Annotated in this window: 32 protein-coding genes and 1 other RNA gene; 13 read left to right on the top strand and 20 right to left on the bottom strand. The window is 56.7% G+C overall.

Features of this window, described 5'->3' with window-relative positions:
• Positions 1–3: 3 nt before the first annotated feature.
• Genes ODJ80_RS05635 through ODJ80_RS05645 form a run of 3 tightly spaced genes read right to left on the bottom strand, consistent with a single transcriptional unit; the run spans position 4 to position 2,026 of the window.
• Positions 4–1,044 carry a protein arginine kinase gene (locus ODJ80_RS05635; protein WP_263041285.1) on the bottom strand — a complete coding sequence of 347 codons (1,041 nt, stop codon included), beginning with the start codon at positions 1,042–1,044 and terminating at the stop codon, positions 4–6.
• Positions 1,037–1,552 (bottom strand): UvrB/UvrC motif-containing protein, encoded by a 516-nt coding sequence (locus ODJ80_RS05640; protein WP_263041286.1) that lies wholly within the window; start codon positions 1,550–1,552, stop codon positions 1,037–1,039. The genes ODJ80_RS05635 and ODJ80_RS05640 overlap by 8 nt, the downstream gene beginning before the upstream one ends.
• A gap of 12 nt (positions 1,553–1,564) precedes the next feature.
• The gene (locus ODJ80_RS05645; protein ID WP_317619870.1) at positions 1,565–2,026 is read right to left on the bottom strand and encodes a CtsR family transcriptional regulator; all 462 of its coding nucleotides are present in this window, start codon (positions 2,024–2,026) and stop codon (positions 1,565–1,567) included.
• A 254-nt stretch (positions 2,027–2,280) separates the two neighbouring features.
• On the opposite strand from ODJ80_RS05645, the gene ODJ80_RS05650 reads away from it, so the two are divergent.
• Positions 2,281–2,409, top strand: coding sequence for a hypothetical protein (locus ODJ80_RS05650; RefSeq protein ID WP_263041287.1), 129 nt, complete (start codon positions 2,281–2,283; stop codon positions 2,407–2,409).
• Positions 2,410–2,517: 108 nt separating this feature from the next.
• On the opposite strand, the gene ODJ80_RS05655 is transcribed toward ODJ80_RS05650, so the two are convergent.
• Positions 2,518–2,781 (bottom strand): TIGR03905 family TSCPD domain-containing protein, encoded by a 264-nt coding sequence (locus tag ODJ80_RS05655; RefSeq protein WP_178864429.1) that lies wholly within the window; start codon positions 2,779–2,781, stop codon positions 2,518–2,520.
• 133 nt (positions 2,782–2,914) lie between these two features.
• Between ODJ80_RS05655 and ODJ80_RS05660 the strand changes: the two genes are divergently transcribed.
• A complete protein-coding gene (locus ODJ80_RS05660; RefSeq protein WP_263041288.1) occupies positions 2,915–3,217 on the top strand; it encodes a hypothetical protein in 303 nt (100 codons plus the stop codon).
• 28 nt (positions 3,218–3,245) lie between these two features.
• Here the strand turns inward: ODJ80_RS05660 and ODJ80_RS05665 are convergent, their stop codons facing one another.
• The 7 genes from ODJ80_RS05665 to ODJ80_RS05695 form a co-directional block, all read right to left on the bottom strand.
• Entirely contained in the window at positions 3,246–3,596 is a 351-nt protein-coding gene (locus ODJ80_RS05665) for a hypothetical protein (RefSeq protein WP_263041289.1), read from the bottom strand.
• 4 nt (positions 3,597–3,600) lie between these two features.
• A complete protein-coding gene (locus ODJ80_RS05670) occupies positions 3,601–4,449 on the bottom strand; it encodes a hypothetical protein (protein WP_263041290.1) in 849 nt (282 codons plus the stop codon).
• The gene (locus ODJ80_RS05675; protein ID WP_263041291.1) at positions 4,418–5,482 is read right to left on the bottom strand and encodes an ABC transporter ATP-binding protein; all 1,065 of its coding nucleotides are present in this window, start codon (positions 5,480–5,482) and stop codon (positions 4,418–4,420) included. The genes ODJ80_RS05670 and ODJ80_RS05675 overlap by 32 nt, the downstream gene beginning before the upstream one ends.
• A gap of 19 nt (positions 5,483–5,501) precedes the next feature.
• Positions 5,502–6,089: an HD domain-containing protein gene (locus ODJ80_RS05680; RefSeq protein WP_178864434.1), complete on the bottom strand. Its 588-nt coding sequence runs from the start codon at positions 6,087–6,089 to the stop codon at positions 5,502–5,504.
• 220 nt (positions 6,090–6,309) lie between these two features.
• Entirely contained in the window at positions 6,310–7,206 is an 897-nt protein-coding gene (locus tag ODJ80_RS05685; protein WP_317619879.1) for a YitT family protein, read from the bottom strand.
• A gap of 123 nt (positions 7,207–7,329) precedes the next feature.
• On the bottom strand, positions 7,330–8,175 hold the full coding sequence (locus ODJ80_RS05690; RefSeq protein WP_263041292.1) for a sugar phosphate isomerase/epimerase family protein: 846 nt from the start codon (positions 8,173–8,175) through the stop codon (positions 7,330–7,332).
• A 28-nt stretch (positions 8,176–8,203) separates the two neighbouring features.
• Complete coding sequence (locus tag ODJ80_RS05695; protein ID WP_263041293.1) at positions 8,204–9,256, bottom strand: Gfo/Idh/MocA family protein; 1,053 nt, start codon at positions 9,254–9,256, stop codon at positions 8,204–8,206.
• A gap of 171 nt (positions 9,257–9,427) precedes the next feature.
• On the opposite strand from ODJ80_RS05695, the gene ODJ80_RS05700 reads away from it, so the two are divergent.
• The 4 genes from ODJ80_RS05700 (at position 9,428) to ODJ80_RS05715 (ending at position 11,534) form a co-directional block, all read left to right on the top strand.
• Positions 9,428–10,138 (top strand): nitroreductase family protein, encoded by a 711-nt coding sequence (locus tag ODJ80_RS05700; protein WP_263041294.1) that lies wholly within the window; start codon positions 9,428–9,430, stop codon positions 10,136–10,138.
• Positions 10,139–10,297: 159 nt separating this feature from the next.
• A complete protein-coding gene (locus tag ODJ80_RS05705) occupies positions 10,298–10,654 on the top strand; it encodes a PadR family transcriptional regulator (RefSeq protein ID WP_263041295.1) in 357 nt (118 codons plus the stop codon).
• Positions 10,651–11,097, top strand: coding sequence for an HAAS signaling domain-containing protein (locus ODJ80_RS05710; protein WP_263041296.1), 447 nt, complete (start codon positions 10,651–10,653; stop codon positions 11,095–11,097). The genes ODJ80_RS05705 and ODJ80_RS05710 overlap by 4 nt, the downstream gene beginning before the upstream one ends.
• Entirely contained in the window at positions 11,094–11,534 is a 441-nt protein-coding gene (locus ODJ80_RS05715; RefSeq protein ID WP_263041297.1) for a hypothetical protein, read from the top strand. The genes ODJ80_RS05710 and ODJ80_RS05715 overlap by 4 nt, the downstream gene beginning before the upstream one ends.
• Positions 11,535–11,594: 60 nt before the next feature.
• Here ODJ80_RS05715 and rnpB read toward each other — a convergent pair.
• Both rnpB and ODJ80_RS05725 read right to left on the bottom strand, forming a co-directional pair.
• Positions 11,595–11,941: RNase P RNA component class A (gene rnpB / locus ODJ80_RS05720), an RNA gene on the bottom strand.
• Positions 11,942–11,977: 36 nt separating this feature from the next.
• Complete coding sequence (locus ODJ80_RS05725; RefSeq protein ID WP_263041298.1) at positions 11,978–13,432, bottom strand: nicotinate phosphoribosyltransferase; 1,455 nt, start codon at positions 13,430–13,432, stop codon at positions 11,978–11,980.
• 129 nt (positions 13,433–13,561) lie between these two features.
• Here ODJ80_RS05725 and ODJ80_RS05730 point away from each other — a divergent pair, with 129 nt between their 5' ends.
• On the top strand, positions 13,562–13,954 hold the full coding sequence (locus ODJ80_RS05730; RefSeq protein ID WP_317619871.1) for a helix-turn-helix domain-containing protein: 393 nt from the start codon (positions 13,562–13,564) through the stop codon (positions 13,952–13,954).
• Between the two features lie 103 nt (positions 13,955–14,057).
• Entirely contained in the window at positions 14,058–15,149 is a 1,092-nt protein-coding gene (locus tag ODJ80_RS05735; protein ID WP_263041299.1) for an AI-2E family transporter, read from the top strand.
• 76 nt (positions 15,150–15,225) lie between these two features.
• Here the strand turns inward: ODJ80_RS05735 and ODJ80_RS05740 are convergent, their stop codons facing one another.
• The 3 genes from ODJ80_RS05740 to ODJ80_RS05750 all read right to left on the bottom strand — a co-directional run bounded on the left by ODJ80_RS05740 (position 15,226) and on the right by ODJ80_RS05750 (position 18,758).
• Positions 15,226–16,197 carry a sugar phosphate isomerase/epimerase family protein gene (locus ODJ80_RS05740; protein WP_178864443.1) on the bottom strand — a complete coding sequence of 324 codons (972 nt, stop codon included), beginning with the start codon at positions 16,195–16,197 and terminating at the stop codon, positions 15,226–15,228.
• A gap of 186 nt (positions 16,198–16,383) precedes the next feature.
• Positions 16,384–17,982, bottom strand: coding sequence for a citramalate synthase (gene cimA, locus ODJ80_RS05745; RefSeq protein ID WP_263041300.1), 1,599 nt, complete (start codon positions 17,980–17,982; stop codon positions 16,384–16,386).
• 2 nt (positions 17,983–17,984) lie between these two features.
• A complete protein-coding gene (locus tag ODJ80_RS05750) occupies positions 17,985–18,758 on the bottom strand; it encodes a hypothetical protein (protein ID WP_263041301.1) in 774 nt (257 codons plus the stop codon).
• Between the two features lie 376 nt (positions 18,759–19,134).
• Here ODJ80_RS05750 and ODJ80_RS05755 point away from each other — a divergent pair, with 376 nt between their 5' ends.
• The 4 genes from ODJ80_RS05755 (at position 19,135) to tnpA (ending at position 21,965) form a co-directional block, all read left to right on the top strand.
• Positions 19,135–19,581 carry a cupin domain-containing protein gene (locus ODJ80_RS05755; protein ID WP_263041302.1) on the top strand — a complete coding sequence of 149 codons (447 nt, stop codon included), beginning with the start codon at positions 19,135–19,137 and terminating at the stop codon, positions 19,579–19,581.
• A gap of 15 nt (positions 19,582–19,596) precedes the next feature.
• Positions 19,597–20,634 (top strand): aldo/keto reductase, encoded by a 1,038-nt coding sequence (locus tag ODJ80_RS05760; RefSeq protein ID WP_263041303.1) that lies wholly within the window; start codon positions 19,597–19,599, stop codon positions 20,632–20,634.
• 19 nt (positions 20,635–20,653) lie between these two features.
• Positions 20,654–21,343: a carboxymuconolactone decarboxylase family protein gene (locus ODJ80_RS05765; RefSeq protein WP_263041304.1), complete on the top strand. Its 690-nt coding sequence runs from the start codon at positions 20,654–20,656 to the stop codon at positions 21,341–21,343.
• 187 nt (positions 21,344–21,530) lie between these two features.
• Positions 21,531–21,965: an IS200/IS605 family transposase gene (tnpA, locus tag ODJ80_RS05770; RefSeq protein WP_263041305.1), complete on the top strand. Its 435-nt coding sequence runs from the start codon at positions 21,531–21,533 to the stop codon at positions 21,963–21,965.
• A gap of 356 nt (positions 21,966–22,321) precedes the next feature.
• Here tnpA and ODJ80_RS05775 read toward each other — a convergent pair whose 3' ends face one another.
• The gene (locus ODJ80_RS05775) at positions 22,322–22,906 is read right to left on the bottom strand and encodes a Crp/Fnr family transcriptional regulator (protein ID WP_263041306.1); all 585 of its coding nucleotides are present in this window, start codon (positions 22,904–22,906) and stop codon (positions 22,322–22,324) included.
• Between the two features lie 159 nt (positions 22,907–23,065).
• Here ODJ80_RS05775 and ODJ80_RS05780 point away from each other — a divergent pair, with 159 nt between their 5' ends.
• Entirely contained in the window at positions 23,066–23,764 is a 699-nt protein-coding gene (locus ODJ80_RS05780) for an ATP-binding protein (protein WP_263041307.1), read from the top strand.
• Between the two features lie 57 nt (positions 23,765–23,821).
• Here ODJ80_RS05780 and ODJ80_RS05785 read toward each other — a convergent pair whose 3' ends face one another.
• Genes ODJ80_RS05785 through ODJ80_RS05795 form a run of 3 tightly spaced genes read right to left on the bottom strand, consistent with a single transcriptional unit; the run spans position 23,822 to position 25,987 of the window.
• Positions 23,822–24,091, bottom strand: coding sequence for a hypothetical protein (locus tag ODJ80_RS05785; protein ID WP_263041308.1), 270 nt, complete (start codon positions 24,089–24,091; stop codon positions 23,822–23,824).
• 14 nt (positions 24,092–24,105) lie between these two features.
• Entirely contained in the window at positions 24,106–25,233 is a 1,128-nt protein-coding gene (locus ODJ80_RS05790) for a VanZ family protein (protein ID WP_178864545.1), read from the bottom strand.
• A gap of 4 nt (positions 25,234–25,237) precedes the next feature.
• Positions 25,238–25,987 carry a hypothetical protein gene (locus tag ODJ80_RS05795; protein ID WP_263041309.1) on the bottom strand — a complete coding sequence of 250 codons (750 nt, stop codon included), beginning with the start codon at positions 25,985–25,987 and terminating at the stop codon, positions 25,238–25,240.
• Between the last annotated feature and the right edge of the window lie 25 nt (positions 25,988–26,012).

A 26,012-nucleotide genomic window follows, 5' to 3' on the forward strand; every position in this document is an offset into this window, starting at 1 on the left:
CGTTCACTCCTTTATCTTCGCGCACACCTCTCGGGCCATATCCGCCCGAAGCACGTCGCGCTGTGTTTCATCCAATTGTTTGCCCGCCCTTGCCATCAGGGTGGCTGGCTGCGCATTCACCATCAGGGCGTTGAGCTCCTGGGTGGTGACGCCTTGCAGCACCCCGGTGGAAAGGCCCAGGCGTATATAGGAAAGCAGCTCCATAAACTCGCTGCTGGAAAGGACGCGGGCGCTTTTCAGGACACCCGCAGCCCGGTCTATCTTATCCTGCCAGGCAATTTCCTCACTCATCTGCGCCCTGGCCTTACGCTCCTCTTCCATCAGCTGTACCGTGATGGACCGCAGGTTCTCAATAGCCTCATTCTCGCTGAGGCCCAAGGTGATCTGATTGGAAAGCTGATATAGCGCCCCTATGCTTTTGCTTCCCTCTCCGTAGGTGCCCCGGATGGTCAGGCCCAGCTTGGAGAGATTGGAGGCGATACGGGGCATTGCGCCGCTCTCTGTCAATCCCGGAAGGTGCAGCATCACGGAGGCACGCAGGCCAGTGCCAAGATTCGTAGGGCACTGGGTAAGGTAGCCCAGCTCTGGGTCGAAGGCAAAATCCAGGTTTTCACTGAGCAGGGTATCAATGCGGTCAGCAGTCTCGGCGGCCTCCTTCAGGGAAAACCCCTCCCGCAGGACCTGAATGCGCAGGTGGTCCTCCTCATTGACCATGATAGAGATGCTCTCATCCGCCGAGATGAGCACCGCTTTGCCCCGGCGGTCCGCAATAAACTCAGGGCTTACAATGTGGCGCTCTACCAGGGAAACGGCTTCCTCCTGGGTGGTATTCTCCAAGGGGACAAACCGAAACTCCTTTGAGAGGATGCTGTTCCCAGAAAGCAGGGCGTCTTTCACCTGCCGCTCCACAGCCTCCCGCTGGCTCGCCGAAGCCCGGGCCGGAAAGGGATACTGCTTGAGATTTCTGGCCAGGCGCACCCGGGTGCTGACCACCACGTCGCCGCAGCTGCCAGCCTTTTCATACCATTTTGCAGTCTCAGTCATGGCTTTCCATCTCCTTGATTTCATCCCGCAGAACAGCGGCGGTTTCAAAATCCTGCTTCTCAATGGCCTGTTTCAGCAGGCGCTTTTTTTCCTCCAGGGGAGATTCCTGCACAGGCATCATCTGGTGTCCCCCCGTTGTAATGCGCAGGGCAGAGCCGCCGGGGACTTTCCCCTTGTGGCGGGTGGTGCCGTGAATGCGCTGAATGAGGGGGATCAGCTGGCTGCGAAAGGTTTTATAGCAGCCGGCGCAGCCGATTTTCCCTGTGCGGGTGATCTCTTCAAAGCTGGCGCCACAGGTGGGGCACCGTGTCACCTGAGAGCCGCCTTGGGCATTTCCCCAAAAGCCCCCCAACAGGTTGCCCAAATCCATGCTCCAACCGGAAAACAGGTTGTTGTATCCCTTCTGCTTGGCGCAGTCCGGGCACAGGTGGAATTCCGTCAGCTTCCCATTGACAATCGTTTTAACATGAGTGGTAGCAGTCTTCTTTCCGCAGGCTTGACACAGCATATCCATCCCTCCTTATTGGGTTCTGGTGGTTAACAGCATATTTTTGTAAATCGACGCCCGGACAGTGTCCCGGATTTCTTTGGGCACAGCGGCCAAGGCGTGTTCCGAACAGGCAGCCCGGATAAGGCCTGCCGCGCTTTGGTCCAGCATGCCATTTTGCAGCAGATTGCTTGTCATTGCCCGTGCCGTGGCGGCGTCCAGGCTGTCCCCCACACTGTTGACAATGTGCATGATCATATCTGACCGGGAGAGCCGCATGCGGGTAATGCGGATATATCCTCCTCCGCCCCGCCGGCTTTCGACAATGTATCCCTGCTCCGGGGTAAAGCGTGAGGTAAGCACATAGTTGATCTGGCTGGGGACACACCCCAAATAGCTAGCCAGCTCATTGCGCTGAATCTCTGCCGTTCCGTTCTCCTGGTTGAGCAGATCCAAAATATAGTTTGCCACGCTGTCGCTGATACGCATTTTCATTCACCCATCCTTACGCAGCTGTTTCTTGTCTTTGACTTTCTTTGACTTTAATTATACCAACTTCCCGCCGGAAATCAAGGTCAAAGAAAGTCAATCCGGATCATTGGGGAGACTCATTCTCTTGTTTTCTCCCTCTACCTCATGTTTTCTCTTGAAATCTAATTTTTAAAATTTTGATTTGGTAAAAAATGAAGGCTGTAACACTTTTCCCCGTACGCCATAAGATAGAGTGTAACTTGAAAGGAGGCTTTTCCATGTGTAACGGAAACTGCACTTGGCTCATCATCATCCTCATTCTGCTGTGCTGCTGCGGCGGCAACGGGTTTGGCTTTAACGGCAACAACGACTGTGGCTGCGGCAACTGCGGCGGCTGCGGCTGCTAAAGCTCCCTTTGGCTGAGAGGATGCCGGGCTTAACAGCGTAACGCCCGGCCTACAAAAAGCCCTTCCCCCTCGTTCTGAGGTGGGAAGGGCTTTTTCTTGTGGATTCACTTACAGGGTGATGCGGCCATCTTCTACGGCCTGAGAAAGGGCCTGCGCCAGCTGGTCCGGGCAAGAGGTGGGCCTAGCGCCGCAATGGATGCCCTGGCAGCGCTCCAAATACTCCTTGACCTTCATCCCTTTGGCTAGAGCTGCCACACCTTGGGTGTTTCCGCTGCAGCCGCCGGTGAACTTAACAGACTGGATCACGCCGTCCTCCACAATAATGTTGATTTGGCGGGAACATACGCCCTTGGGCGTGTACTGTATTTCCATAGCCTTCGCTTCCTTTCCTGTGTTTTTGCATGTCTTTATTTAATGTATCAAATTTAAAGCATGTTGTCAAGGAAACGCCTTGCGTTCCTCAAAGGGGTGTGCTAGAATGGGGCAAAAGAGAGGAGTTAAGGAAATGGATTCCATTTTGCTTTTGCTGATTGGCGTTTTGGGCATTGGCGGAGGCGTGATGAATTTTTTGGGATACATCACGGCCTCCCCAAAAGGCAGGCGCAAGGTCCCCGAAGAGTTTCGGCGGGTATATGGCCGCTGCGTGGGCACCGGAACCGCCTTGATCGGCGCTGCATTTTGCGCCGTGGGCATCCTGCGGTGGATCGCCTATTCAGAACAGACGGAGCTCATCATCCTCACCGTGGGGGTCATCGCAGGCGTGGCCCTGATCCTCTACGGGCAGCTGCGCTACAACCGAAGGTTCTAATTAAAGCCGCTGTTTACAGCGGCTTTTTCTATTCCTTCTCCAGAAAGGTCAGCTCGGTTCCATAGTGCTCGAAAAAGGCCCTCCCATCCAGCACAATGGAGAAAAAGGGGGTGAATTTGTTGTAGGCCTCCCGGTCCGTGGGCCGCTCTAAAGTGAGGAGCATGTGGCGGAAAGCGTCAGTCACCGGACCTTCCACCACAACGCCTCCCTCCCACTCCGCCGGTTTGAGGCTCCCATAGCCCAAGGCGAGCCGGGTCCAGGAGCACTCGTCCTTCCAGCAGTGGAGCTCGAAGCGCTGGGCGCGCCCTAGGGCCCTTGAAAGCAGGGAGCGCCACTCCTGAAAGGTGAGCTGAGAGGCATCCTGGTTCCAGACATCCATGTCCTCAGCCCTCCGGGGAACGGGAAAGCAGGCATTCCGGCTGGAACTGGCGGCTGGTCAAATTGAACAGGATGACGGAAAGCACTCCCAAACCTACCGCAATAGCGATCAGCAGCGGGGCCGTAACACGAAAGACACCTGTAAACTGAATCAGGTAAAGCAGAAGCAGGGGCAGAAGCAGGTAACCCATGGTCTGCAAAGCCTCTCCCGCGCTGTGCACCCGGCAGAGCTCCCAGCTGACGAAAACCACCGAGAACAGCGCCACGGCAGGCATTACCAGCACCAAGCAAGCAATCCACTCCCAATTGAGGAAATAAGGCGCCCCCATAAAGAGATCCGCCACAGAGATGGAAATGGCAAAGGCAATAAACGAGAGCAGGGAAATCAAGATGGAGAGCAGAGTGCAGCAGGTTACTTTGGCATGCAGCAGAGAGCGCGTATCCATAGCAGAAAGCATCAGTGTCTCCAAGGTACCCCCTTCTTTTTCCCCCACCAACACCTGGGAGGCTGCCACTACGGAGCACATGACCGGCACACAGAGAAAAAGCATTGGGCACAGCAACGTGGTAAAAGCCGCCATCCACTGCTGGCGGGGGCCATGTCCCTCCAAGCCGTGGAGCATGGCAGCCAGCCGTTCCGGCATTGCCAAGGATTCCTCCGTGGGCAAAAAGCTGATGGCCACTGAGTAGAGAAGGGGCACCAGCACTACCAGTACTACCGGCAGGAGCATCAGCAGGGCACGGGTCCCTTTATTGCGCCAAATGGCCCCTAAATCCTTTCCCACCAGGACAATCTCTGCCGAGGAGAAGATGCGGTGCAGGTCAAACCTCCTCTTCGGAGCTGCCTGTTTCAAGGGCGCTTCCCTCCCCCGCTCCGGGGCGTTCTTCCGGTGTGCAGCTCCCCTGGGTGAGCTCTGCGCTTTCTTCTCCGGAGGCTCCGTCCTCAGGGGACGTTTCTTCTGCCGTTCCATAGGGTTCCAACACCTTCCTTCTCCCGCCATCCAGCCAGGCGGAATAAATCTCTCGCAATGTGGGGCGGAGAAGCCTGGCCTCGTAAAGGGGAATCCCCTCCCCCACCGCCTGGGCGATGATTTGGCACATGGCTTCCTCTGTCTCGATCTCCTTTTCCCAAACATTTCCTACGGGATGGAATCCTGCCGGAGCAGGATTCCCTTCTTGCGTGCAGAGCTGTGCCCGGTATCCCACCCCCGCACCTTTCCGCAGGGATTCCACATCGCCCTTTGCCAACAGGACGCCCTGTTTCAACAAGGCGAAGCTCTGGCAGAGCAGTTGTGCATACTCCATATTGGAGCAGCACAAAAACAGGGAGACGCCCTCTTCCTGGGCCACACAGCCCATCAGCGCCTGAATGGCCTCCAGGCTTTCCTGGTCCATGCTGCTGGGAGGCTCATCCGCCAGCAGGATTTGCGGACGGTGCATCAACGCACGGGCCAAGGAAGCGCGGCGGAGCACCCCTGTGGGGAGGCTCTCTACCAGCAGATCCCTCCCCTCCCAAATATCCAGCTTATGCAGAAGGAATGAGGAACGCTCCAGGGCGTCGTTGTCATCGAAGCCGTGGATCCCCGCAAAAAAACGCAGGTTCTCCCACAGGGTCATTTTTGCATAGAGCCGGGCGGAATCCAGCACGGTGCCTGCTACCGCGTGGAGCCTTTGGGGCTCGTATGTGGGTGAAAGCCCCAGCACCGTGCACTCTCCAGAGGTGGGATTGGCTAAACCGGACAGCAGGCGGATCAGCGTGGTTTTCCCCCAGCCCCGCTGCCCCACACAGGCAAACGCCTGGCCCTGGGGCACCTGAAGGTTCAGGCTCTCCAGAACAGGGCGGCCTCCATATTCTTTTGTCAAATCGTAGGTGACGATGGCGTCCATAGAGCCTTCCTTTCCCGGCTCAGTGCCGGACCTCTGAGGTGCCGTGCTCCATCAGATAGGTTGCCTCCAAATCGGCAAGGTGAAGCTTCACCGCCAGGGGGTAGCGGTCGAACGCGGTGCTGATGGCAAAGCTTCCCCCTTTAACCGAGTCATCAAAGCCGCCCATGTGCCAGCGGATAGCCATGGCCTCGGCAGGCTTCAACCGCACGAAGCGCTCGATGAGGTAGACGGATTTCTCTCCGTGGCCATAGGGGAATGCGTCCTCGACTGTGTAGAAAGGCCGTTTCTCCCACTGGCCGGTCTCGTCGTTTTTCACGTTGCGGGTGGAGATTTTATAGAACTGGGCCTTGCAGATATCATGGAGCAGGCCGCACAGGGCGAAGCTCTCCTCGCTGTCCCCTTCCTCAAAATACTTTTCCCGCAGCACTTTATACACGTTCAAGCTGTGCATGACCAAGCCATATTCACAAGCGCAATGAAACTTGGTGCTGGCCGGCGCTGTAAAAAAATCCGTGTTCTCCAGCCACTCCAGCAATTGGTCGCCGCCCCGGCGGACGACATGCTCTTGAAAGATGGCCCGAAATTCCTCTTTATATTGATTTTCCATGCAGGTCCTCCATCCATTTCGGGCAGGGACAGGACCCTTCACCCTTTTCTACAAGGATACCATAAAAACCGCCAGTTTTCAATTTTTCTCAAAAGAAAAGCAGTCCCGCCCCCTTTCTCTGCGGCCCGCCGAAAAGGAAAGACAGCGCCTTGCTCAATCAAAAGCGCGGCGCTGTCTTTTATGATACTGCTATTTTTAGAAAACGGCCTTTGCGGGCGGCTCAATCGGAGCGGAAGCCCTTGCCGATGATCTCGCTGGTATTGGTGATGAACATGAAGGAGTGAGGGTCGATTTGCTTGCACTTCTGGCGCAGGCGCACAGCCTCTCCCCTGCGGACTGCTGTGAGCACCACTTTCCGGTCTTGGTGGGAAAAAGCCCCCTCGCCATCTACCACGGTGGAGCTGTGGTGCAGCTCTTGGATGATGTAATCACAGATTTCCTGGGGCTTTGAGGTGACAATGGAGAAAAACTTGCACAGGTTGATGCTCTCGATGACGGAATCCACCACAAAAGCCTTGAGAAACAGGCCCAGGATGGAGAACATGCCCGTCTCCACGCCGAAGAAGAAAAAGGAGGCCAGAGCAATCACGCTGTCACTGGCAAAAAGGGCCTTGCCAATATCGGAAATGCCCGTGTACTTCTTTAAAATCATTGCCACAATATCCGTCCCGCCGGAGGAGGCGTTGTAGTTGAACATCAGCGCAGAGCCCACCGCGGGAAGCATCATGGCAAAGCACAGCTCCAGAAGGGGCTGGTTCGTGAAGGGCCCATTCATGGGAAACAGGCGCTCCAAGGCCCAAGTCTCAAAGGAGTACATCAGGCTGCAATAGGTCGTCCAAAAGCCGAACTGCCGGCCCAAAAACAGATATCCCAGCACCAGCAGCAAAATGTTGATCACTGCCATCAGGGTTGCCGTAGAGATGCCAGGAATGAGGCTTCCCAGAATAATGGAGATACCGCTGACACCGCCCGTGGAAAAATTGTTGGGCAGCTTAAAGAAGTATACTCCCGTTGTCAATAACAGGACTCCCAGATTTACCAGCAAAAACGCTTTCAAATTTGCCCTGGTCAGTATAGGTGGACGCTCCTTCGCCCCGGCATCTTTTGCCATATCCATCGCCTCCAAATTTCTGGTTTCCCCTTCAAACCCCTGCGATTCTACCACAGAGGAAGGGGTTTTTCAACCATTTTTACGAAAAAACACCTCCGCCATTTTTTGCGGAGGTGTTTTTGCCAAAAATCAAGCCTGAAGCTGCTCCTGCAGGAAGCGGACGGCCAGGGCGATATCTGCCGCCGGGTCGTCGCCCACCTCCCTCTCGATGGTGAGGAAGCCGGTAAACCCAATGTCATCCAGCGCCTTCAGGTAACTGGGGAAATCCACATCCCCTTGGCCCAAAGGCAGCTCGATGTAGGAGGCGTCGTTGAGCATATCGCTCTCAACCATGCCGTAAAGGACCTCTGGGTCCACATAGTGGAGGCGGCGTCCGTCCTTGGCGTGGGTGTGGACGATGTAGTCCTGCAAGGTGTACACCGCCTGCACCGGGTCATCCCCTGTGACCATGACGAAATTGGCGGGGTCCAGGTTCACGGCTACGCCGGTGGAGTGGAGGCCATCCAGAAAGCTCTTTAGGGTTAGGGCCTTCTCCGGTCCCGTTTCAATGGCGAAGTGGGCCTCCATGGAATCGGCATAGGCGGCCAGCACGCCGCAGGCCTCCTGCATGATGGCGTACCGGGGATGGGCCTTATCCTCCGGTACCACGCCAATGTGGGTGGTGACCACATCGGTTTCCAGGTCCTTGGCCAGGTCTAGAATCCGCTTGGACTCCTCAATGAGCTCTGGATTCTTTTCCGGGTCCCCAAAGCCGTGGCCCAGATCCCCGCACAGAGCGGAGACCGTAAGGCCATGGTCCTTTACAGCTTGAAGAAACTCCCGGCGGCGGGCGGGGGTCATCTCTCGGGGGGACATCTCCCCGCGGGTGGCATAGACCTGAATGCCCCGGGCCCCCACGGCCTGGGCCTTATCCAGCGCGGTGTTCACATCGGTGCGGAAGGAATCCAGCATGACGCCAATGGGAAATGGATACATATTCCATACACTCCTTTATACAGTAAGATCACTCCAGCACAATCTCCCGGTGCTGCTCGGCGGAATCATAGATGGCCTGCATCATTTGAGCGGTGACGATGACCGTGTCGATGTGAGAGGGCAGCTTCTCCCCTGTTTTAATGCAGTTGATAAAGCCGTCGATCTCATTCTGGAACATATCGCGGGTCTGGAATTTGGGGGTATAACTGACCAGGGCGTTGTTCTCCGTGGTGTAGACGGTGAAGTCCGCGCCGTACTGCAGGCGGATGCCGCCCTTATCGCCCATAAAGTCGATGTAGCGGTCCTCTTCCCCGATGTTCTGGGCCCAGGCGCCGTTGATAGTGATGACGGGGCCGGAGGTGCGGACCATGCCGGTGACGGAATCGTCCACATCGTAGGTGCCGTCATACTGGGGAGGGCCGGCCCACATATCGGTGTAGACATAGTTTTCCATGTCTTTGCCCAGCTTGCAGAAGGTCTCTCCGGTGACGGTCTTGACCTTGGGGTCGCCGCAGCAGTACATGACGATATCCAGATAGTGGACACCCCAGTCGATGAGGGCGCCGCCGCCGGCGATGGCCTTGGTGGTAAAGGCGCCGCCCAGGCCGGGGATGGAACGATGGGCCCGGAAGCTGACGTACACATGGTGGATGTTACCCAACTTTCCTTGGTCGATGTACTCCTTGATGCGGTTGACGCCGTCGTTGAAGCGGTTGACCACACCGATGTTCAGCACCTTGCCGGTCTCATGCTGGACCTTCTGCATCTCCAACGCCTCCCCGTAGGTGCGGGCGGCGGGCTTTTCGCACAGCACGTTCTTCCCGGCCCGGAGAGCGTCCATGGTGATGGTGGGATGGACGTTGTTGGGCGTGCAGACGGAGACGGCCTCCACCTCTGGGTCGGCCAGCACATCGTGGTAATCCACCACAGCGGTGCCGCAGCCGTACTTCTCCACGGCGGCCTGGGCCCGCTCAGGGATGATATCGCAGAAATACTTGATCTCCGCTTCGGGATTCTTCATATAGGAGGGGATGTGGGCGGCATTGGCAATGGTGCCGCAGCCGATAACAGCGACTTTCATGGTTTTCAATACACTCCTTTGCTTTGTAAAGCCTGTGGCTGAGGACATTATACCCCAGTCCCACGGGATTTGCAATTCACATTTCAAAAAAGCCAGGGGCTTTGCTGTTTACATTCCCTGGCGTTCCATGCTATACTTTACCCAGATAAAACATTTTGGGAGGGACCGCCTATGAACGAGACGTTGGAACTGATGATGAAGCGCAAGTCCGTGCGGGTCTTTGAGGAAAAGCCCATCGGGCCGGAGGAAAAGCAGGCCATTTTAAACGCCGCGATGCGGGCTCCCACAGCGGGGAACTCCATGCTTTACTCCATTTTAGATGTGACGGACCAAACCTTAAAGGACAACCTCTCTGAAACCTGCGACCACCAGCCCTTCATTGCCAAGGCCCCCATGGTGTGGGTGTTCCTGGCGGACTACCGCCGGTGGGTGCGGAAATTCCAGCAGGCCGGATGTGAGAACATCCCCAACCCCCGCCTGAGCGATTTGATTCTGGCCACCAACGACACGGTGATCGCCGCCCACGCCGCCTGTATGGCCGCTGAAAGCCTGGGGATCGGCTCCTGCTATATCGGGTACATCATCGAGCAGTGGGAGGAACACCAAAAGATGTTCCAGCTGCCCCAGTTTGTGGCGCCGGTGTCCATGCTGGTGTTCGGCTATCCCACCCAGCAGCAGAAAGACCGGCCCCAGACCAGCCGCTTCCCCCAGAAGATGATCGTCATGGAGAACGGTTATCACGACCTGACGGAAGAGGAACTCCAGGAATTTTACCCGGACGACAAGGCGCGGGCTTTCTATAACAGAAAGTATATCTCCGACTTCGCCCTGGAGATGGTCCGGTCCGCCGAGGAGATCTTGAAAAACTGGGAAGGAAAATAAACGCATAGCAGGACTAAAAAAGGACGCTGAAACCAGCGTCCTTTTTTGTGGGATGCCCCGCCCGGTTTTCTCTTCCCCTCTTGACTTTTCCCCCAGGAGAGACTATACTATTGCCATACTATTTAGTATTGCTAAATAGTGAAAGAAAGGAGGTCTTCCATGGAGGGAAAGTATCTCCAGCAATTCAAAAAGGGCTCTTTGGAGATGATCCTTTTGTGCCTCATCGCCCAGAAAGAGACTTACGGTTATGAACTGCTGACACAGCTCAACGAGCACGGGGCCGGAGTACTGGGCTATGCCCGGGAGGGGACGATTTACCCCATCCTCTACCGCCTGCAGGAGCAGGGCCTGGTACAAAGCCGCCTGGCCAAGGCAAAGGCCAATGGAGGCACAAAGAAGTATTACTCCCTGACCCCGAAAGGGAAAGAGACTCTGGGGGAGCTGGTGGCGTTTTGGGAGGACTATGCCCAATGCGTTGATGGATTTATTAAAAGCTATAAGGAGGCGGAAGTGTGAAGCAGGAGTACATACGGCAGGTGGGGCGCAGGCTTCGCCTGCGCAGAAAGCAGAAAACCGCTGTGCTGCGGGACTTAGAGGAGATCTTTGCCTCCGCCTATGAGCACGGGGAGACAGAGGAACAGGTCATCCAGCGGCTGGGGCCTCCCTCAGAGTACGCCGCCAGCGTGGAAGGGCAGCTGCCCTCCAAGGGGAACGGCCTTCTGTGGGCAGGGCTGGTAGTATGCCTGCTGGTGTGCCTTGTGTCCATGGGGCTGTTCGCACTGGCGCGGCAGGCGTGGGTGCCGGAGGAGGCCATCGGTTTTGCCCAGGGGACCACGGGAATCCAGGTGGCCGGGGGATTCGGCCTCTCCCCTCTGCTGTTGGCCTTGGCAGGCCTTGCGCTGGTGCTGGCCGTGTTTTTCCTCTGGAGACTGGCTCGCAGAAAGAAGGGTGAGCGGTGAAAAAGAAAGCAGCTGTCCTGGGGTTGGCTCTCGCACTGGTGGTCCTGCTCTATAGTGCCCAGGCATCTCAGCCGCTCCGCATCGAGGACCGCGCTTGGAATATGACGCTCCTTTTGAACGGGGAGGGCAACGTCTTGGCCTGTGGGCCGGACTTGGCGGAGATTTACCCGGACACGGAAGTGCTGGCCCTCTCTTGCCAAGCCAAAGATGGCCAGCTGCGGCTGGCCCGGACAGATTCCAGCGAAACAAATACAGGGGTCTACCGCCAGACAGACCGGACGCAAGCGGGCCGTCTCTACGAGGTGGAGGTGAAGGATCTGGGATGGGGGTACGGCTCCTGTTCGTTCACAAACCCAAAAACCGGGGAAACCGCACCCACCTTGGTGCTCACTTTCCCGCGGGACTACACCCTGTATTTTACTGGAACAAAACCATGAAAAAAGCCCTGGAGGAAGTCCCTCCAGGGCTTTCGCAATGGGGTCTCCCCCTTACGTTCCTGTGTGACCAGGCCTATAAGCCGGGTTCTGTCGTGGACAGTCATCTATCTTGGCCGGACGTTGCCGTCCGGCTCACGCCACCTCCTCGGAACGCGCAGGGCTACGCTGAATGTTCCTCCACGGTGTTGCTTCGGATAGGGTTTACAGGGCCCCGTGGTCTCCCACGGGCCGGTGAGCTCTTACCTCGCCTTTCCACCCTTACCGGGTAAAACCCGGCGGTATATCTCTGTTGCACTTTCCCTGGGGTCGCCCCCGGCGGCGGTTAGCCGTTATCCTTGCCCTGGGAAGCCCGGACTTTCCTCAGGCGGAGGGTTTCCCCCCTCGCCCGCGACTGTCCAGCCTGCTCACACGGTGACTATTGTAAAAGAACAGGAAGCTCCCTGTCAATAGTTTTTTTCAGAAAGCAGCCGGTTCTTCTCATCCCACAGCTTTTGGGACAGGTCTACGTAGTAGTTGTGGGGGTTCTCAAAGCGGGTGACCTCTTCCCACAAATTGTCCACCTGAGCCATGCAATAGGCCTTGATGGCCTTCAGGGCACGGGGCGTATAGACACATTCACCGTTTTTGAAGATAGGCTGCAGCAGGGAAACCGCTGTAAAGTTCTCCACGGTCTTGCGCTTCCAGGTGTGGTCGGGGTCGAAGATGGTATAGGGCTTCTCATCGTCGATGACCTCATCGTGCAGGGTGATCACATCGGCGATGGCCTTGTCGGTCTCCCGGTCGAAAAGCCGCCACACGCTCTTAAAGCAGGGGGTGGTGATTTTGGAGACGTTCTCGCTAATCTTAATCTTGGGGGTGATGTTGCCTTCCGGATCCTCCACGGCGGCCAGCTTGTACACCCCGCCGAACACAGGCTCGGAGGAAGAGGTGATGAGCCGCTCGCCCACACCGAAGGAGTCCACCTTGGCGCCCTGCATCAGCATATCGCGGATGATGTACTCATCCAGGGAGTTAGAGGCGCAGATGGGGCAGTCCTCGAAGCCGGCGTCATCCAGCATTTTGCGCGCCTTGCGGGACAGGTAGGTGATATCACCGCTGTCGATGCGGATACCCGCGGGGCGGAAGCCCTGGGGCACCAGCACTTCGTTGAAAACCTTGATGGCGTTGGGCACGCCGGACTTCAGCACATTATAGGTGTCCACCAGCAGCACGCAGTTGCCGGGATAGGACTGGGCATAGGCTTTAAAAGCCTCATACTCGCTGGGGAACAGCTGCACCCAGCTGTGGGCCATGGTGCCCAAAGCAGGAACACCAAACATTTGGTCGCTGATGGTGCAGGCGGTGCCGGCACAGCCGCCGATATAGGCAGCCCGGGCTCCATACATGGCGCCGTCGAATCCCTGGGCCCGGCGGGAGCCAAACTCCATCACCGCCCGGCCCTGGGCTGCCCGCACGATCCGGTTGGCCTTGGTGGCAATGAGGCTTTGGTGGTTGACGCAGAGGAGCACCATGGTTTCTACAAACTGGGCCTGAATGGCCGGGCCCCGCACGGTGACAATGGGCTCGCCGGGGAAGATAGGCGTGCCCTCGGGGATGGCCCAAACATCACAGGAAAATTGAAAGTCCCGCAGATAGTCCAAAAACTCCCGGCTGAAGATATGCTTGGAATGGAGATACTGAATGTCCTCCTCTGTAAAGCGCAAGTTCTTCAAATAGTCCACCAGCTGCTCCACCCCTGCCATAATGGCAAAGCCGCCGTTATCCGGCACCTTGCGGAAGAACATGTCAAAATAGCAGATGGTGTCCTGATAGCCGTTGGCAAAGTATCCGTTCGCCATCGTCAGCTCGTAAAAATCGGTCAGCATGGTCAAGTTGGGTTCCTGGTAGCTTTTGTTCATGTTCACACACCCTCTGTGTTCAGTCCGGCGTAAGAGGCCGTCTTTTTTCCCTTTTATTATAACATTTCCAGGCCAAAAGTACAGGGAAAGTTTTACTTTCCGTCTATAAGTAAAAAGATATTTCCTTTTATGAAAAAATTTGTGAAAGTTCTGGCGCTTTTTCCTGAGAAATTAAAAAATGGCATTGATTTTTTCCATGGCTTTTTTTATAATGTAGAAAAGATTTTCATATTATGTATACTGCTGAGGGAGGTGGGAAATGGCATGCGGCTGCGTAATCAGCCCTTGGGCAACAAAAACCTAATCGGCGCCAGGGTGGAGGCGGCGCGGAAAGAACAGGGCATGAAGCAAAAAGAGCTGCTGGCTCAACTGCAGGTGCGGGGCGTGGACTTAAACGCCTCTGGGCTTTCCAAGCTGGAAGGGCAGATCCGCTTCGTCACGGATTTTGAGCTTTTGGCCCTCTCCGAGATATTGAATGTCTCTGTGTATTGGCTATTAACAGGAGAAGAAAGAGAAAAGTAAGGGTCCCGCACCTGAAATGCGGGACCCTTTTTTGGTCTAAAAGGGGTATAGCCTTCCTAAACTGCCCATACTATAAGGGAAAAGCGGAAAGGAGGGTGAACCCATGTTCCAAGCAAGCCGATGGAAGAGGTTGGCGCCGCTGGCCCTGTTTTTTGCCGGGTATTCCCTGCTGTTCTACCTCTGGGTAAAGACCTTTCTGTACACGCTGCCCTTTCTAGCGGGGTTTCTTATAGCTTTGGCCATTCAGCCCCTTGCAGGTTTTTTCCAAGAGCGCCTGCGCATACCCCGGGGAGGCGCGGCACTGGCCGCCACAACGCTTGCCCTGGTTGCGCTTTGCGGCAGCCTGGCCTTATTGGGCGTGTTGGCTGTGCGGGAGCTCACCGCTTTCTTAACCAGGGCTTCTCAAACGGGGTTTGCGGAGTTTTCCCAACCCGTGGCCGATTTTTTGGAACAGGCGGAGGGCTTTTTGGGGCAGCTGGATCTGTCATTTTTAGAGCGCCACCGGCAGGAGCTGCTGGACGCGCTACAGAACAGCATGGAACTGGTGACAGCCTGTGCGCGCGCAGCGCTGGACCTGGTGACCTCTCTGCCCACCGTGGTGACGCTGGTGATTGTGACTGTCTGCGCGGCCTTCTTCTTCACCCGGGACATGAAAGGGTTCCTGTCCTGGGGACGCGGTTTCTTCTCTGACGGAGCGGCGCGCCATGTCAGCGCGGCGGTGAAAAATTCGGGAGGGGCAGGACGGAAATATGTGCTCTCCTATCTGTTTCTCTATTTTCTCACCTTTTGCGAGACTTGCGTGATTATGGCGGTACTGGGAGTTCCCTACCCCCTGATAACCGGACTAATCGCCGCCGTCGCGGATGTGCTCCCCGTGTTGGGACCCGGCATGGTGCTGGCCCCGGTGGCAATCTATCAGCTGCTGGTAGGGGAATATGCCCGGGCCCTGGGAATTCTCATCGGCTGGCTGGTGATCGTGTGCATCCGGCAGGTAGTGGAGCCCCGGCTGGTATCCTCCACTGTGAAGATCCACCCGCTGGCTTCCTTAGCCGCCATCTACTTCTCGCTGGTGGCCCGGAACCTTTGGGTGCTTTTTTATGTGCTGGGGCTGTGCAGCCTGTACGCCGCCTTCCGTGAAACAGGGGCCCTGCCTCCCCTGTCGGAGCCGCCTCTGGAAAAAAACGGCCTTAAGTAGGACGCGTTCCTTTTCCGCCGGATAGAAAAGGGCCTCTCCGGCTTTCCCGGAGGGGCCCTTTTCGGTTGTATCGAGTTTATACCCAGCGCAGGTCCGTCATCTTATCTTCAAAGGTGATGGCGCGCTTGAGCACGTCGCAGGCCTTGACCAGGCCCTCGTTCTTGCTCATCAAGCTGTCCTCATGCTCGATGGACAGGACGTAGTCGTAGCCCACCAGGCGCAGCTGGCTGACAAAGTCCTTCCAGAACAGCTCATCATGGCCGTAGCCGATGGAGCGGAAGATCCAAGAGCGGTGGATCTCATCGGTGTAGGGACGGGCGTCCAAAGTGCCGTCGATGGGGGCGTTGATGGGGTCGATCTTGGTATCCTTTGCGTGAACATGGAAGATGGCCTCGCCGCCCAGAGCGCGGATGACCTTGATGGGGTCCATACCCTGCCAAATCAAGTGGCTAGGGTCCAGGTTGGCGCCGATTTCCGGGCCCACCGCGTCCCGAAGCTTCTTCAGGGTATAGGTGTTATGAACGCAGAAGCCCTGATGCATCTCCAGAGCGATCTTGTTCACGCCATGGGCTTTTGCAAAGGCCACAAAATCCTTCCAGTAGGGGATGAGCACCTCATTCCACTGCCAGTCCAAAACCTCCAGATACTCGGGGGGCCAAGCACAGACCACCCAGTTGGGGTTTTTGCTCTCGGGGCAGTCACCCGGGCAGCCGGAGAAGCAGTTGATCTGATGGATTCCCAGCTTTTCGGCCATGAGCACGGCATTGTGCATATCGTCATCAAACTGCTTGGCCATCTCCTTGTTGGGGTGGATGGGGTTTCCATGGCAGCTGAGGGCGCTGATTTCCAGGCCAGAGTCCGCGATCGTCTTGACGAACTCGTTGAACTTCGCCTCATCGTGAAGCAGAACGCCGGGATCACAGTGATCCTTGCCAGGGTAACCGCCGCAGCCGATCTCTACCATCTGGGCACCCAGGGACTTGAAGTAGGCAAGAGCCTCCGGCAGAGGGGTCTCGCCGATGACATTGGTGAGCACACCTAATTTCATTGGAAAATCACTCCTTTTCTGAGCTGTGGGGACAAGCTCCCCGCTCAATTTCATTATAGAGATTCCTCTGTGAAAAAGCAACGATATTTTAGAAATTTTCTTGTCAAGAGGGGCGTTTTGAAAAAGGGGGCGCTTCTAAAACAGAAAAAAGGCGGAAGCCGGATAGGCCCCCGCCCGCACCATCGCTTATGGCAAAGAGGCAGCATCCTCTTCCCCATTTTTCCGTGCCGCCTTTAAAAGGAGGTATTCCATGGAATCCTCCAGGGCTTTCCAGCTGGCGGCCACCACGTCCCCGGAGACACCCACTGTGGTGAAGGCGTCCTCCCCGTCGCTGGAGGTAATGAGCACCCGAACACCCGCAGCGGTGGCACTCTTGCTGTCCAGCACACGGACCTTGTAGTCTGTCAGCTTAACCTGGGAAAGCACCGGGTAAAAAATCTCCAACGCCTTGCGAAGGGCCTGGTCAAGGGCGTTGACAGGACCGTTGCCCTCGGCGGCCATAAGCTGGATCTCGCCGCCAACCCGGACCTTTACCGTAGCGCTTGCACCCCGGTCACGGCCTTCGCTGTAATCGGTGTAAATGTGGTAGTACAACAGCTCGAAAAAGGGTGGGAAGGGCCGCAGGCGCTTGCGCACCAACAGCTCGAAAGAGGCGTCCGCCCCCTCAAACTGGTAGCCTTGGGATTCCAGCGTTTTCAATTCGTGCAGCAGGGTCCGGGCCTCTTGGGAGTCCACCCCCACATGGGGGAAGATGCGCTTGACCTTCTCCAGCACCACCGCGCGGCCAGAGATCTCTGAGGCGGGAAAGCGCCGGGCGTTGCCCACCAGGTAAGGGTCCACATGCTCAAAAGAGCGGGGGGATTTCAGCACCCCGGCGGCATGCATTCCAGCCTTGTGGGCAAAGGCGTTTTCCCCCACATAGGGCATCCAAACGGGTACATCCACATTGGCGATAGCCGCCAGCTCCCGGACCCGGTGGGTCAGATGAAGCAGCTCCTCCTGGGGGATGCAGGGGATGCCAAGCTTTAGCTGCAAATCGGGGATGATGGAGGAGAGGTTGGCGTTCCCGCAGCGCTCTCCAAAGCCCAGCAGCGTCCCCTGCACCTGAGAGGCGCCAGCCTGCACGCTGACAATGGAATTGGCGGTGGCCATGCCGCAGTCCTCATGGAAGTGGACCGCCACCGGCACGGAAAGGCGGCTGACCACCTCTCTGACAATGCGCCCGGCTTCCTGAGGGAAAACGCCGCCGTTGGTATCGCACAGGCAAACGATGTCCGCCCCGCCCCGCACAGCTGCGCGCAGCGCCTCCCAGGCAAAATCCGGATCATCCTTCCAGCCGTCAAAGAAGTGCTCCGCGTCAAAAATCACTTCCCGGCCATGGGCTTTCAAAAACCGGCAGCTCTCTTCGATCATCCGGAAATTTTCCTCATAAGATGTTTCCAGCACCCGGTCCACATGGAATTTCCAGCACTTGCCAAACACACAGCAAACAGGCGTCTGGGCAGCCAGCACCGCCGCCAGGCTTTGGTCCTCCTCTGGGGCGGTATTTTTCCTGCGGGTGCTGCCAAAGGAGACAAGGCGTGCGTTTTTTAAGGAAAGGCCCGCTGCCCGCTGGAAAAACTCCGCGTCCTTTGGATTGGAGCCCGGGTTGCCAGCCTCTACATACTGAACGCCCACCTGGTCCAGCAGGCGCACCGCCTGGAGTTTATCCTCTAAAGAAAAGGTCACCCCCGCGCCCTGGGCGCCGTCCCGCAGGGTGGAGTCAAAGATCGTTACCGGACCCATGTTCATCCCTCTTCCACAGCAGTTTCACCATTGATCTTTTCATCGTTTCGGATGCGCTCTAACAGTGCCAAGGAGGCGCTGTGATACTCCATATCCTTCTCCTTCTTTTCGATGGAAGAGCCCTCAGCGGCCCGCACGGAAATACGCAAACGCCCGAACAGCTCCGTGAGCACCTCGGCGTCATAGGAGTCCTCCTCGGTTGTTTGCGGCACAAATTCCGCAAAGCCTTTCAAGTCATTCCAGGAGACCATGGCGTTTTCATAATCCTTGGCATCTTCTGGCATAGCTGTGCCGTCATTATACTGGAAAAAGCCGTCAAAGGAATCCTCCAGGGAGTTGAACGCCACCTCATCGTGAAGGTAAATCATCGCTTCGTTGGTGGAGGCCTCCCCCATAAAGCGCACCACAGAGGCCTGTTGGATCTGATAATCTATCGTATCCGAATCCGAAAATACATAGTTGGAGATAACCACCTTGACCTGGCCGTCCCCGTTGCGGTCGTCCGCGTACTGGGCAATGCACGATTCCAGCTGCTGCTTGCCCACATCGGGCATGGAGTAAGAAGTGAGAAGGCCAATGGTGTAGTCCGGCTCCACCTGGGAGACCAGGGAATAGATCAGGCTTCCCACCATGGCAGCGGCTATAATGCCCACCAGCAAATGGCGCTTGTGGTAATACCACCAGTTTTTTCTCTTGTCCTTTGCCGTGACCAGTTTGATCTCATTGTCATGGATGGTATCTTCTCCTGCGTTCAGCAGGTACCTTTCTCTTGCCATAACGCGCGCTCCTTTTAATCGTAAAATTCTATAAAAAGCCGCGGCCTCTCACCGCGGCCAGGACAAAATCTCCTCCACAGAACATCCCCTCGCTGCCGGCGGTATTCGAGCCTGGCAGCATTTCAAAATATTTTAGCATATTGCACAAGGTTTTTCAAGCCTGGCCCCGGGGACCTTTCCCTCATTTTCACCCGGAACGGCAAAAGGCTTCCCATGCCTTTTGCGTATAAAAAGCGATACAATATAGGCAGTGGACAGGAATGGGAAAGGAGGAGTAAAATGGCATTACAGTTTGAGTAAAACATGGGAACCCCAGCAGGACCCACTTAATTTACAACGCCCTTCCGGGCGCCGCCAATCAAGGAGGAACCGTGCCATGAAAACTTTGGATCGAGAGCTCTTCAGCCGCCAAAACCTATTTGGCCTGGGGGCGGAAAATACCGCGTTTGCCCCATTCTTTCAGGGGACATCTTACCTCAATCCCCTGACAAAGCCGGGAGAGAGCGCTGTCTTTCTGGCCAACGTGACCTTTGAACCCGGTTGCCAGAACAACTGGCATATCCACCACGCCAAAAGCGGGGGCGGGCAAATTCTTATCTGCACAGCGGGCAGCGGATGGTATCAGGAATACGGCAAGGAAGCCGTGAGCCTGGAGCCAGGAACTGTCATCGTCATCCCGCCGGAGGTGAAGCACTGGCACGGGGCCAAGGCGGACAGCTGGTTCTCCCACATTGCCGTTGAGGTCCCCGGCGAGGAGACGAGCAACGAGTGGCTGGAAGCCGTGAGCGAAGAATCTTACAGCCGCCTGGGAACAAACGAGTAAATGGAGGAAGCCGCAATGAAATACGCAAAACTTGGCAACTCTCAGCTGAAGGTCTCCCGCATCTGCATGGGGTGCATGGGATTTGGGGACGCCCAGCACGGGCAGCACTCCTGGACGCTGGACGAGGGGCACTCTCGCGAGATCATCAAACGGGGCATCGAGCTGGGGGTGAACTTTTTTGACACCGCCATCGCCTATCAAAGCGGCACCAGCGAGCAGTATCTGGGGCGGGCTCTGAAGGATTTCGCCCGCCGGGAGGACGTAGTGGTGGCAACCAAGTTCCTGCCCCGCACGCCAGAGGAGATCGCATCTGGCGTCAGCGGCCAGGAGCACATCCAAAAGATGATTGACAAGAGCCTGCAGAACCTGGGCATGGACTATGTGGACCTGTACATTTACCACATGTGGGACCACGCCACTCCCCTCTACGACATCATGGAGGGGCTGAACGATGTGGTGAAGGCGGGCAAGGCACGGTATATCGGCATCTCCAATTGCTTTGCCTGGCAGCTGTGCAAGGCCAACGCCCTGGCGGAAAAGGAAGGCTTTGCCAAATTCGTGTCCATCCAGGGGCATTACAACCTGCTCTTCCGGGAGGAGGAGCGGGAGATGGCGCCCTTCTGCCGGGAAGAAAACATCGCCATGACGCCCTACAGCGCTTTGGCGGGCGGGCGGCTTTCCAAGCATCCGGGGGAGACCTCCAAGCGCCTGGAGGAGGACAGCTACGCCAAGCTGAAGTACGACGCCACCGCCCAGCAGGACGGCCTCATCATCGCCCGGGTGGCGGAGCTGGCGGAAAAACGGGGCGTCTCCATGACGGAGATCTCCCTGGCATGGCTGCTGCAAAAGGTCACCGCCCCTGTAGTGGGGGCCACCAAGCTCCACCACATCGAAGGGGCCGCCAAGGCCGCGGAGCTGGAGTTGACCCCGGAAGAGGCCGCCTATCTGGAAGAGCCCTATCTCCCCCACAAGCTGGTGGGGGTCATGGCCCAGAACACGGCGGCATCCGCAGGGGAAAAGCACGTTTGGTCCACAGGGGACCAAAAAATTTGAAAAAAGGAGCGGATAAGCCATGTTTGACTTTTGGAAAAACGATCCGGAATTTGCGGAGCGGTTTGAGCACTTCGCCTTTGAGGAAGTGGTGAACGAGCCCGGCCAGCAGCTGGATGCCGCCACCCGCCACCTGGCCATCCTGGCCACCTTGCTGGGCTGCCAGGGCATCGACGCCTTCCGGGAAGAACTGCCCGCCGCCCTGGACAGCGGCGTCACCCCCGTGATGGCCAAGGAAGTGGTCTATCAGGCGGTGGATTACCTGGGAATCGGCCGTGTAATGCCCTTCCTCAAGGCCGCAAACGAGGTTTTAGAGGCAAGGGGCGTAACGCTGCCTCTGGAGGGACAGGCCACCACCACTCTGGAGGACCGGCTGGAAAAAGGCGCCCAAGCCCAGGCGGACATTTTTGGGCCCCACATGCTGGAAGCCTGGAAGCAGGGTACCATCAACCGGTGGCTGGCAGCCAACTGCTTTGGAGATTATTACACCCGCACCGGGTTGGATTTGAAACAGCGGGAAATGGTCACCTTCTGTTACCTGGCCGCCCAGGGCGGGTGCGAACCTCAGCTCACCGCCCACGCCAAAGGCAATATGAATCTGGGCAACGACAGAGAGTTCCTCACCAAGGTGGTGTCCCAGTGCCTGCCTTACATCGGTTATCCCCGAAGCCTGAATGCTATTGCCTGCATCAATAAAGCGGCGGAGGGATAAGCTGCTCTTTTAAAGAAAATGGTAGCGGGTCATGCACCCGCTGCTTTTTTGTATTTAGAAAACCACTCGCTAGGCGAGTGGTTCCAGAAAAGGCTTCTGCCGGAGGATGTACAAAGAAAAACTCCCTTTGCTAGAATAGGAGTGCGGTCTGGCAACTGCACAAAGAAGCAAAGGGAGGCCATTCGAGATGAATGACATCAATAGTTTATCGCATACGAGATGGAATTGCAAATATCATATCGTGTTTGCGCCAAAATACCGGAGAAAGGTATTTTACAAAGAGAAACGACGGGAAGTGGGAAAGATCCTGAGAGAGCTGTGCGAGTGGAAAAAGATAAAAATAGTAGAGGCAGAAGTGTGCCCGGACCATGTGCATATGCTCTTGGAGATACCGCCGAAATACTCCGTTTCAAGTTTCGTGGGATTCCTGAAAGGGAAGAGCAGCCTAATGCTGTACGAAAGGTTTCCGGAGCTGAAGTACAAATACCGGAACCGGGAGTTTTGGTGCCGAGGGTACTATGTAGACACGGCAGGGAAGAACACGAAACGGATCGCGGAGTACATCAAACACCAGCTGGATGAAGACCAGATGGCGGAGCAGATGACGATGGGAAACATCTAAGCAAGGAAGGCCCGTTTACGGGCGGCAAGTAACAGGATCGCGGCTGGCAGACCGTACCAACGCGCTGTGCGCGTGCCGCTAGTAACAAAGGGCTTTGCCCGTCTATGAAATACCCCCGGCTTCGCCGGGGGATTTTTATTATTCTTGGAAGTTTTCTTGGCATCATCCCCACAGACCGGCGGTTCTAGCGAGGGTTTCCGCATATTTTCCCCACTTTTGCTTAATCTCAGATTTTCAAGCAGCGCCAATTCAAGGGATTTGTGACACTATGCCTCTATGTTTTTAGAAAAACATCGCGTGTTTCACCACTAAGCGCTCATTTCATCTCGTTTTTCACAACGAAATTCCCACTTTTTCTATAGGCTTTCGGGAAGGCGCTGGAGCAGGAACCGGTTTTTGTAAAACTCCAACAGGCCCTCATCCCGCATGCGGCCCAGTTCTTTTGAAAGGGCGCTGCGGTCCACATTGAGGTAATCCGCCAGCTGCTGCCGGTCAAAGGGGATGGAAAAGGCGGAACTGCCTGCCTCCACCGCCTGGGCGGAAAGATAGGTCAGCAACCTGCCGCGGATGGTCTTGGCGTTGGTGCAGAAGATCCGCGCGGAAAGGGCCCGATTCTTCTGGGCAAAGATATACACCAGGTTGCCCAGGAGCTTCCTCTGCCAAGTGCTGGACGCATATCTCTCCTTCAGCAGGCCTGACACATTGATGGTGAGGATTTGGGAGTTCTCAGCAGCGACCGCGGCCACTGGCAGGGGGCCGCCTGTAAGGGCATAGGTTTCTCCAAAGACCTGCCCGGCACCCACATGGCTTAGGATGCTGCGGTCGCCCCACAGATCTACGCTCTCAATGCAAACCCCTCCTGAAAGAACCACACCCATCTCGGCAGCAGGCTCACCCTGGCGGAAGATGGTGCGGCCTTTTTCATAAAGTCCCCACTTCATTGAACAAGCCGATCCCATCCGGAGCCATTCCTCTTCTGTAATGCCTTGAAAAACAGATGCCTGCGGAACGGTCATAAAAAGCCTCCTTTTGTTGTTATTACAACGGAATTATTTCTTTTAGTGTACTATACTGTTGGCAAACAGACAAGGAGGATTCCCATGATTCGGAAGATCATTCATATCGACGAGGAAAAATGCAACGGCTGCGGCGCCTGTGCCAACGCCTGCCACGAGGGGGCCATCGGCATGGTGGACGGCAAGGCGAAGCTCCTGCGGGATGACTACTGCGACGGTTTGGGCGACTGCCTGCCCGCCTGCCCCACTGGGGCCATCACCTTTGTGGAGCGGGAGGCCGCCGCTTACGACGAACAGGCCGTGCTTGAAAACAAGAAGAAGGAGCAGCCCGCCCCGTTTATGGGGTGCCCCGGCCATGCTGTGAAAGCCTTCCAACGGCGCGCCCAGGCGGAGGCCCCTGTTTTCCGGGGAGAGGCAGAGTCGCAGCTGGCCCAATGGCCCTGCCAGATCAAGCTGGCGCCTGTGAAAGCCCCTTACTTTCAAGGGGCCAAGCTGCTCATCGCCGCGGATTGCACCGCCTATGCCTACGCCCGCTTCCACGAGAAGTTCATGCGAGGCAAAGTGACCCTTGTGGGCTGTCCCAAGCTGGACAGCGTGGACTACAGCGAGAAGCTGACGCAGATCATCAAGGAAAACGACATTCAAAGCGTTACGGTGGCGCGCATGGAGGTGCCCTGCTGCGGCGGGCTGGAACAGGCGGCCATCACCGCGCTGAAGGACAGCGGCAAATTCATTCCCTGGCAGGTAGTGACCCTCTCTACTGACGGGCGAATTTTGGACTAACTAACAAGCAAAAAGGAAGCCGGGCAGGCAAAATGCTCTGGCTTCCTATCTTTTTTGTCAAAGGGCGGCATACCTCTCTTCCAGCCAGTCCCGGGCCTGCTCAAGGCCCTCCTCGGAAAAGGGGAAATCGCGTCCCTCTTTTTCCTGGGCCTTCTCAAAGCAGACATCCTCCTGCCAGGCATAGACGTGAAACAGGGCGGCCTCTTTGTCCGGCGCCACATAGTAGCGGAGCAGCAGGCCCTTTGCCTCTTCTTTGACCTTTTCTCCGGCATAGAGGTTTCCCTCATCAAAATAATGGAATTTCTGCACTTCCAATTGGCGTTCCATCTTTTTCTCCTTTCTTACTTGCCGGATTCCGGCGGTGACAGGGGCTGGCGTAAGACTGTGCTGGCAAGGCGTGTGCCCGAAAGCCTGCCGTAGAGATAGTCCCTCCCAGCACGGGAGGAGCGGTTCATCGCGGTTTCTAAAAGCAGGGCAAAGATGCCTGCCAAAAACCAAAGGGCCACGAGAAACAGCTGTACCAGCTCTGAGCCCAGCGGCATCCAGGAAAGCAGGTGGGCCACGCCCCAAAAGGCGTAGGAAAACGCCACCAGCAGCCCATACCGCAGCAGGCAGCGCCACAGCAGCACCCGGGTGCCATCCCCATTGACCACGCAAATTTTGGTCAGGCGTTTTCCCAGGCTTTTTCCTCCGCAAGCCCATTGGAACAAGCCAAAGTACAGCAGATATGCCACGGGAAAAGCAAAGGGCACTGAAAAAGCCGCTAGCAGCGTATAAAAAAGGGAGACAAAAATCATATCCACAAACAGGGAAAGGCACCGGCGGGTAAAGGTGACCCTCTCCCCCTTTTGGTAGGATCTCTTGTCAATCCCGTCGCGGTCTGGCAGGACCTTCATCAAGGGGCCCGTAAGCACATAGCCCAAAAATCCGCCCAGGGTATTGCAGATCAAGTCGTCCACATCGAACAGGCGGTAGGCGCGGGGGTAAATGCCGTAGAGCCCGGAAAGCTGCGTGAGCTCAAAGAACAGGCTGACCCCAAGCGCAAGGAGCACAGAAGGGAAAAGCCTGCGGCGGAAGTAATAGCGCAGGTAAAATCCCAAGGGGACAAGCAGGGCAATATTAAACACAAACTGCAGTGTAAAATTTGAAAACAGGGCGGGCAGATAGGTAGCGGGGCGCGCCAGCTGAAAGCCGGTCTCCTTTGCGAGGTCCCGGAAAAAGCTGAAAGGCATTAGCTGGACGCTGGGACCCGTCATCTGGGCCACTGCCTCTTGGCTGGGCAGGGGCAGGATCACCAGGAAATAGGCGCACAGGGCGTAGAGCACAAAGGAATAGCTGAGGAAAAAACGGGCAAACGTCATGCTGCCGTACTTCCGGTAGTGGTGGATGAGAAAGGGCAACGCTATCAAAGCGGCGGCAAAGGGAAACACCAGCACCGCCTGCCACACCACCCGCAGGTAGGATTCCATACATTCATTTCTCCTTATTCAAAATGGGGGCCGCCGTTTGCGGCCCAAAGCTGCCGGGCGGGCTCACCCGGCTGTATAAATAGGCCCCGCCCCGCTTTCCCACCTGCCGGATGGCCCCCCAGGCCCGCAGGGCCCGGATTGCGAAGGATGCCTTTTTTGAGGAGAGCCCCACAGCCTTTCCCAGCTCTTTTGCGGTAAAACAAAGGGGCAGCTCGGGCGGCAGAAGCCTGGAACAGTCCTCCGGGCCCCGAACCCACACCTCGTCCAACAGGGCCAGGGGGATACGGTCGAACCGGGTGGAGCCCCGCTTCCCGCCATTGCCCCAACCGTTTAAGAGGCGGTATTCCTCCACCTCTAGAAGCAGCACGCAAACCTGAAGGCCGGGCTGGAAAAGAAGCTCTCCCAAGGAGGAAAGCTCAAACAAAGCCTGCCCCGCCGTAGGCTTGGCAGGGCTCTTCCGGCGGGGGGTGGGCTCTCCCCCTTCGGATATCCAGATCAGCCATTTTATCGCGGGGACGGGATAGACCACCGTGACCGGGGCCTGTTCCAAAAAGGCTTTTAATTTCGGGCGCAGCTTATAAAAAGAGCGGGTTTGTATCTCAACAATGCCGCTTTCCGTAAGGGCATCAGCCACATAAGGCCCCACCCGCACCTCACACTTGCTGGGGTCGGGCTGAAAATAGGCCTTGAGCACGCGGTGCAGCGTCTTCTCCCCCAAGGTGCCAATTCCCTGCAGCAAGGGTTTCTGTGCCAACGCCTTCCGGCAGGCCTCTTGAAAA

It is taken from the genome of Acutalibacter sp. LFL-21 (genome assembly GCF_025630755.1).
Classification (GTDB): domain Bacteria; phylum Bacillota; class Clostridia; order Oscillospirales; family Acutalibacteraceae; genus Acutalibacter; species Acutalibacter stercoravium.

Excerpts from the sequence above, each read along its gene's own strand:
- ODJ80_RS05750 (WP_263041301.1), bottom strand. The coding sequence starts at position 18,758 with ATGGCAAGAGAAAGGTACCTGCTGAACGCAGGAGAAGATACCATCCAT.
- ODJ80_RS05680 (WP_178864434.1), bottom strand. The coding sequence starts at position 6,089 with ATGGAAAATCAATATAAAGAGGAATTTCGGGCCATCTTTCAAGAGCAT.
- cimA (WP_263041300.1), bottom strand. The coding sequence starts at position 17,982 with ATGGGTCCGGTAACGATCTTTGACTCCACCCTGCGGGACGGCGCCCAG.
- ODJ80_RS05665 (WP_263041289.1), bottom strand. The coding sequence starts at position 3,596 with ATGGATGTCTGGAACCAGGATGCCTCTCAGCTCACCTTTCAGGAGTGG.
- ODJ80_RS05655 (WP_178864429.1), bottom strand. The coding sequence starts at position 2,781 with ATGGAAATACAGTACACGCCCAAGGGCGTATGTTCCCGCCAAATCAAC.
- ODJ80_RS05735 (WP_263041299.1), top strand. The coding sequence starts at position 14,058 with ATGTTCCAAGCAAGCCGATGGAAGAGGTTGGCGCCGCTGGCCCTGTTT.
- ODJ80_RS05730 (WP_317619871.1), top strand. The coding sequence starts at position 13,562 with ATGAAAAAATTTGTGAAAGTTCTGGCGCTTTTTCCTGAGAAATTAAAA.
- ODJ80_RS05785 (WP_263041308.1), bottom strand. The coding sequence starts at position 24,091 with ATGGAACGCCAATTGGAAGTGCAGAAATTCCATTATTTTGATGAGGGA.
- ODJ80_RS05725 (WP_263041298.1), bottom strand. The coding sequence starts at position 13,432 with ATGAACAAAAGCTACCAGGAACCCAACTTGACCATGCTGACCGATTTT.
- tnpA (WP_263041305.1), top strand. The coding sequence starts at position 21,531 with ATGAATGACATCAATAGTTTATCGCATACGAGATGGAATTGCAAATAT.
- ODJ80_RS05740 (WP_178864443.1), bottom strand. The coding sequence starts at position 16,197 with ATGAAATTAGGTGTGCTCACCAATGTCATCGGCGAGACCCCTCTGCCG.
- ODJ80_RS05635 (WP_263041285.1), bottom strand. The coding sequence starts at position 1,044 with ATGACTGAGACTGCAAAATGGTATGAAAAGGCTGGCAGCTGCGGCGAC.
- ODJ80_RS05685 (WP_317619879.1), bottom strand. The coding sequence starts at position 7,206 with ATGGATATGGCAAAAGATGCCGGGGCGAAGGAGCGTCCACCTATACTG.
- ODJ80_RS05690 (WP_263041292.1), bottom strand. The coding sequence starts at position 8,175 with ATGTATCCATTTCCCATTGGCGTCATGCTGGATTCCTTCCGCACCGAT.
- ODJ80_RS05695 (WP_263041293.1), bottom strand. The coding sequence starts at position 9,256 with ATGAAAGTCGCTGTTATCGGCTGCGGCACCATTGCCAATGCCGCCCAC.
- ODJ80_RS05650 (WP_263041287.1), top strand. The coding sequence starts at position 2,281 with ATGTGTAACGGAAACTGCACTTGGCTCATCATCATCCTCATTCTGCTG.
- ODJ80_RS05780 (WP_263041307.1), top strand. The coding sequence starts at position 23,066 with ATGATTCGGAAGATCATTCATATCGACGAGGAAAAATGCAACGGCTGC.
- ODJ80_RS05660 (WP_263041288.1), top strand. The coding sequence starts at position 2,915 with ATGGATTCCATTTTGCTTTTGCTGATTGGCGTTTTGGGCATTGGCGGA.
- ODJ80_RS05700 (WP_263041294.1), top strand. The coding sequence starts at position 9,428 with ATGAACGAGACGTTGGAACTGATGATGAAGCGCAAGTCCGTGCGGGTC.
- ODJ80_RS05775 (WP_263041306.1), bottom strand. The coding sequence starts at position 22,906 with ATGAAGTGGGGACTTTATGAAAAAGGCCGCACCATCTTCCGCCAGGGT.
- ODJ80_RS05645 (WP_317619870.1), bottom strand. The coding sequence starts at position 2,026 with ATGAAAATGCGTATCAGCGACAGCGTGGCAAACTATATTTTGGATCTG.
- ODJ80_RS05760 (WP_263041303.1), top strand. The coding sequence starts at position 19,597 with ATGAAATACGCAAAACTTGGCAACTCTCAGCTGAAGGTCTCCCGCATC.
- ODJ80_RS05755 (WP_263041302.1), top strand. The coding sequence starts at position 19,135 with ATGAAAACTTTGGATCGAGAGCTCTTCAGCCGCCAAAACCTATTTGGC.
- ODJ80_RS05765 (WP_263041304.1), top strand. The coding sequence starts at position 20,654 with ATGTTTGACTTTTGGAAAAACGATCCGGAATTTGCGGAGCGGTTTGAG.
- ODJ80_RS05705 (WP_263041295.1), top strand. The coding sequence starts at position 10,298 with ATGGAGGGAAAGTATCTCCAGCAATTCAAAAAGGGCTCTTTGGAGATG.
- ODJ80_RS05790 (WP_178864545.1), bottom strand. The coding sequence starts at position 25,233 with ATGGAATCCTACCTGCGGGTGGTGTGGCAGGCGGTGCTGGTGTTTCCC.
- ODJ80_RS05675 (WP_263041291.1), bottom strand. The coding sequence starts at position 5,482 with ATGGACGCCATCGTCACCTACGATTTGACAAAAGAATATGGAGGCCGC.
- ODJ80_RS05640 (WP_263041286.1), bottom strand. The coding sequence starts at position 1,552 with ATGCTGTGTCAAGCCTGCGGAAAGAAGACTGCTACCACTCATGTTAAA.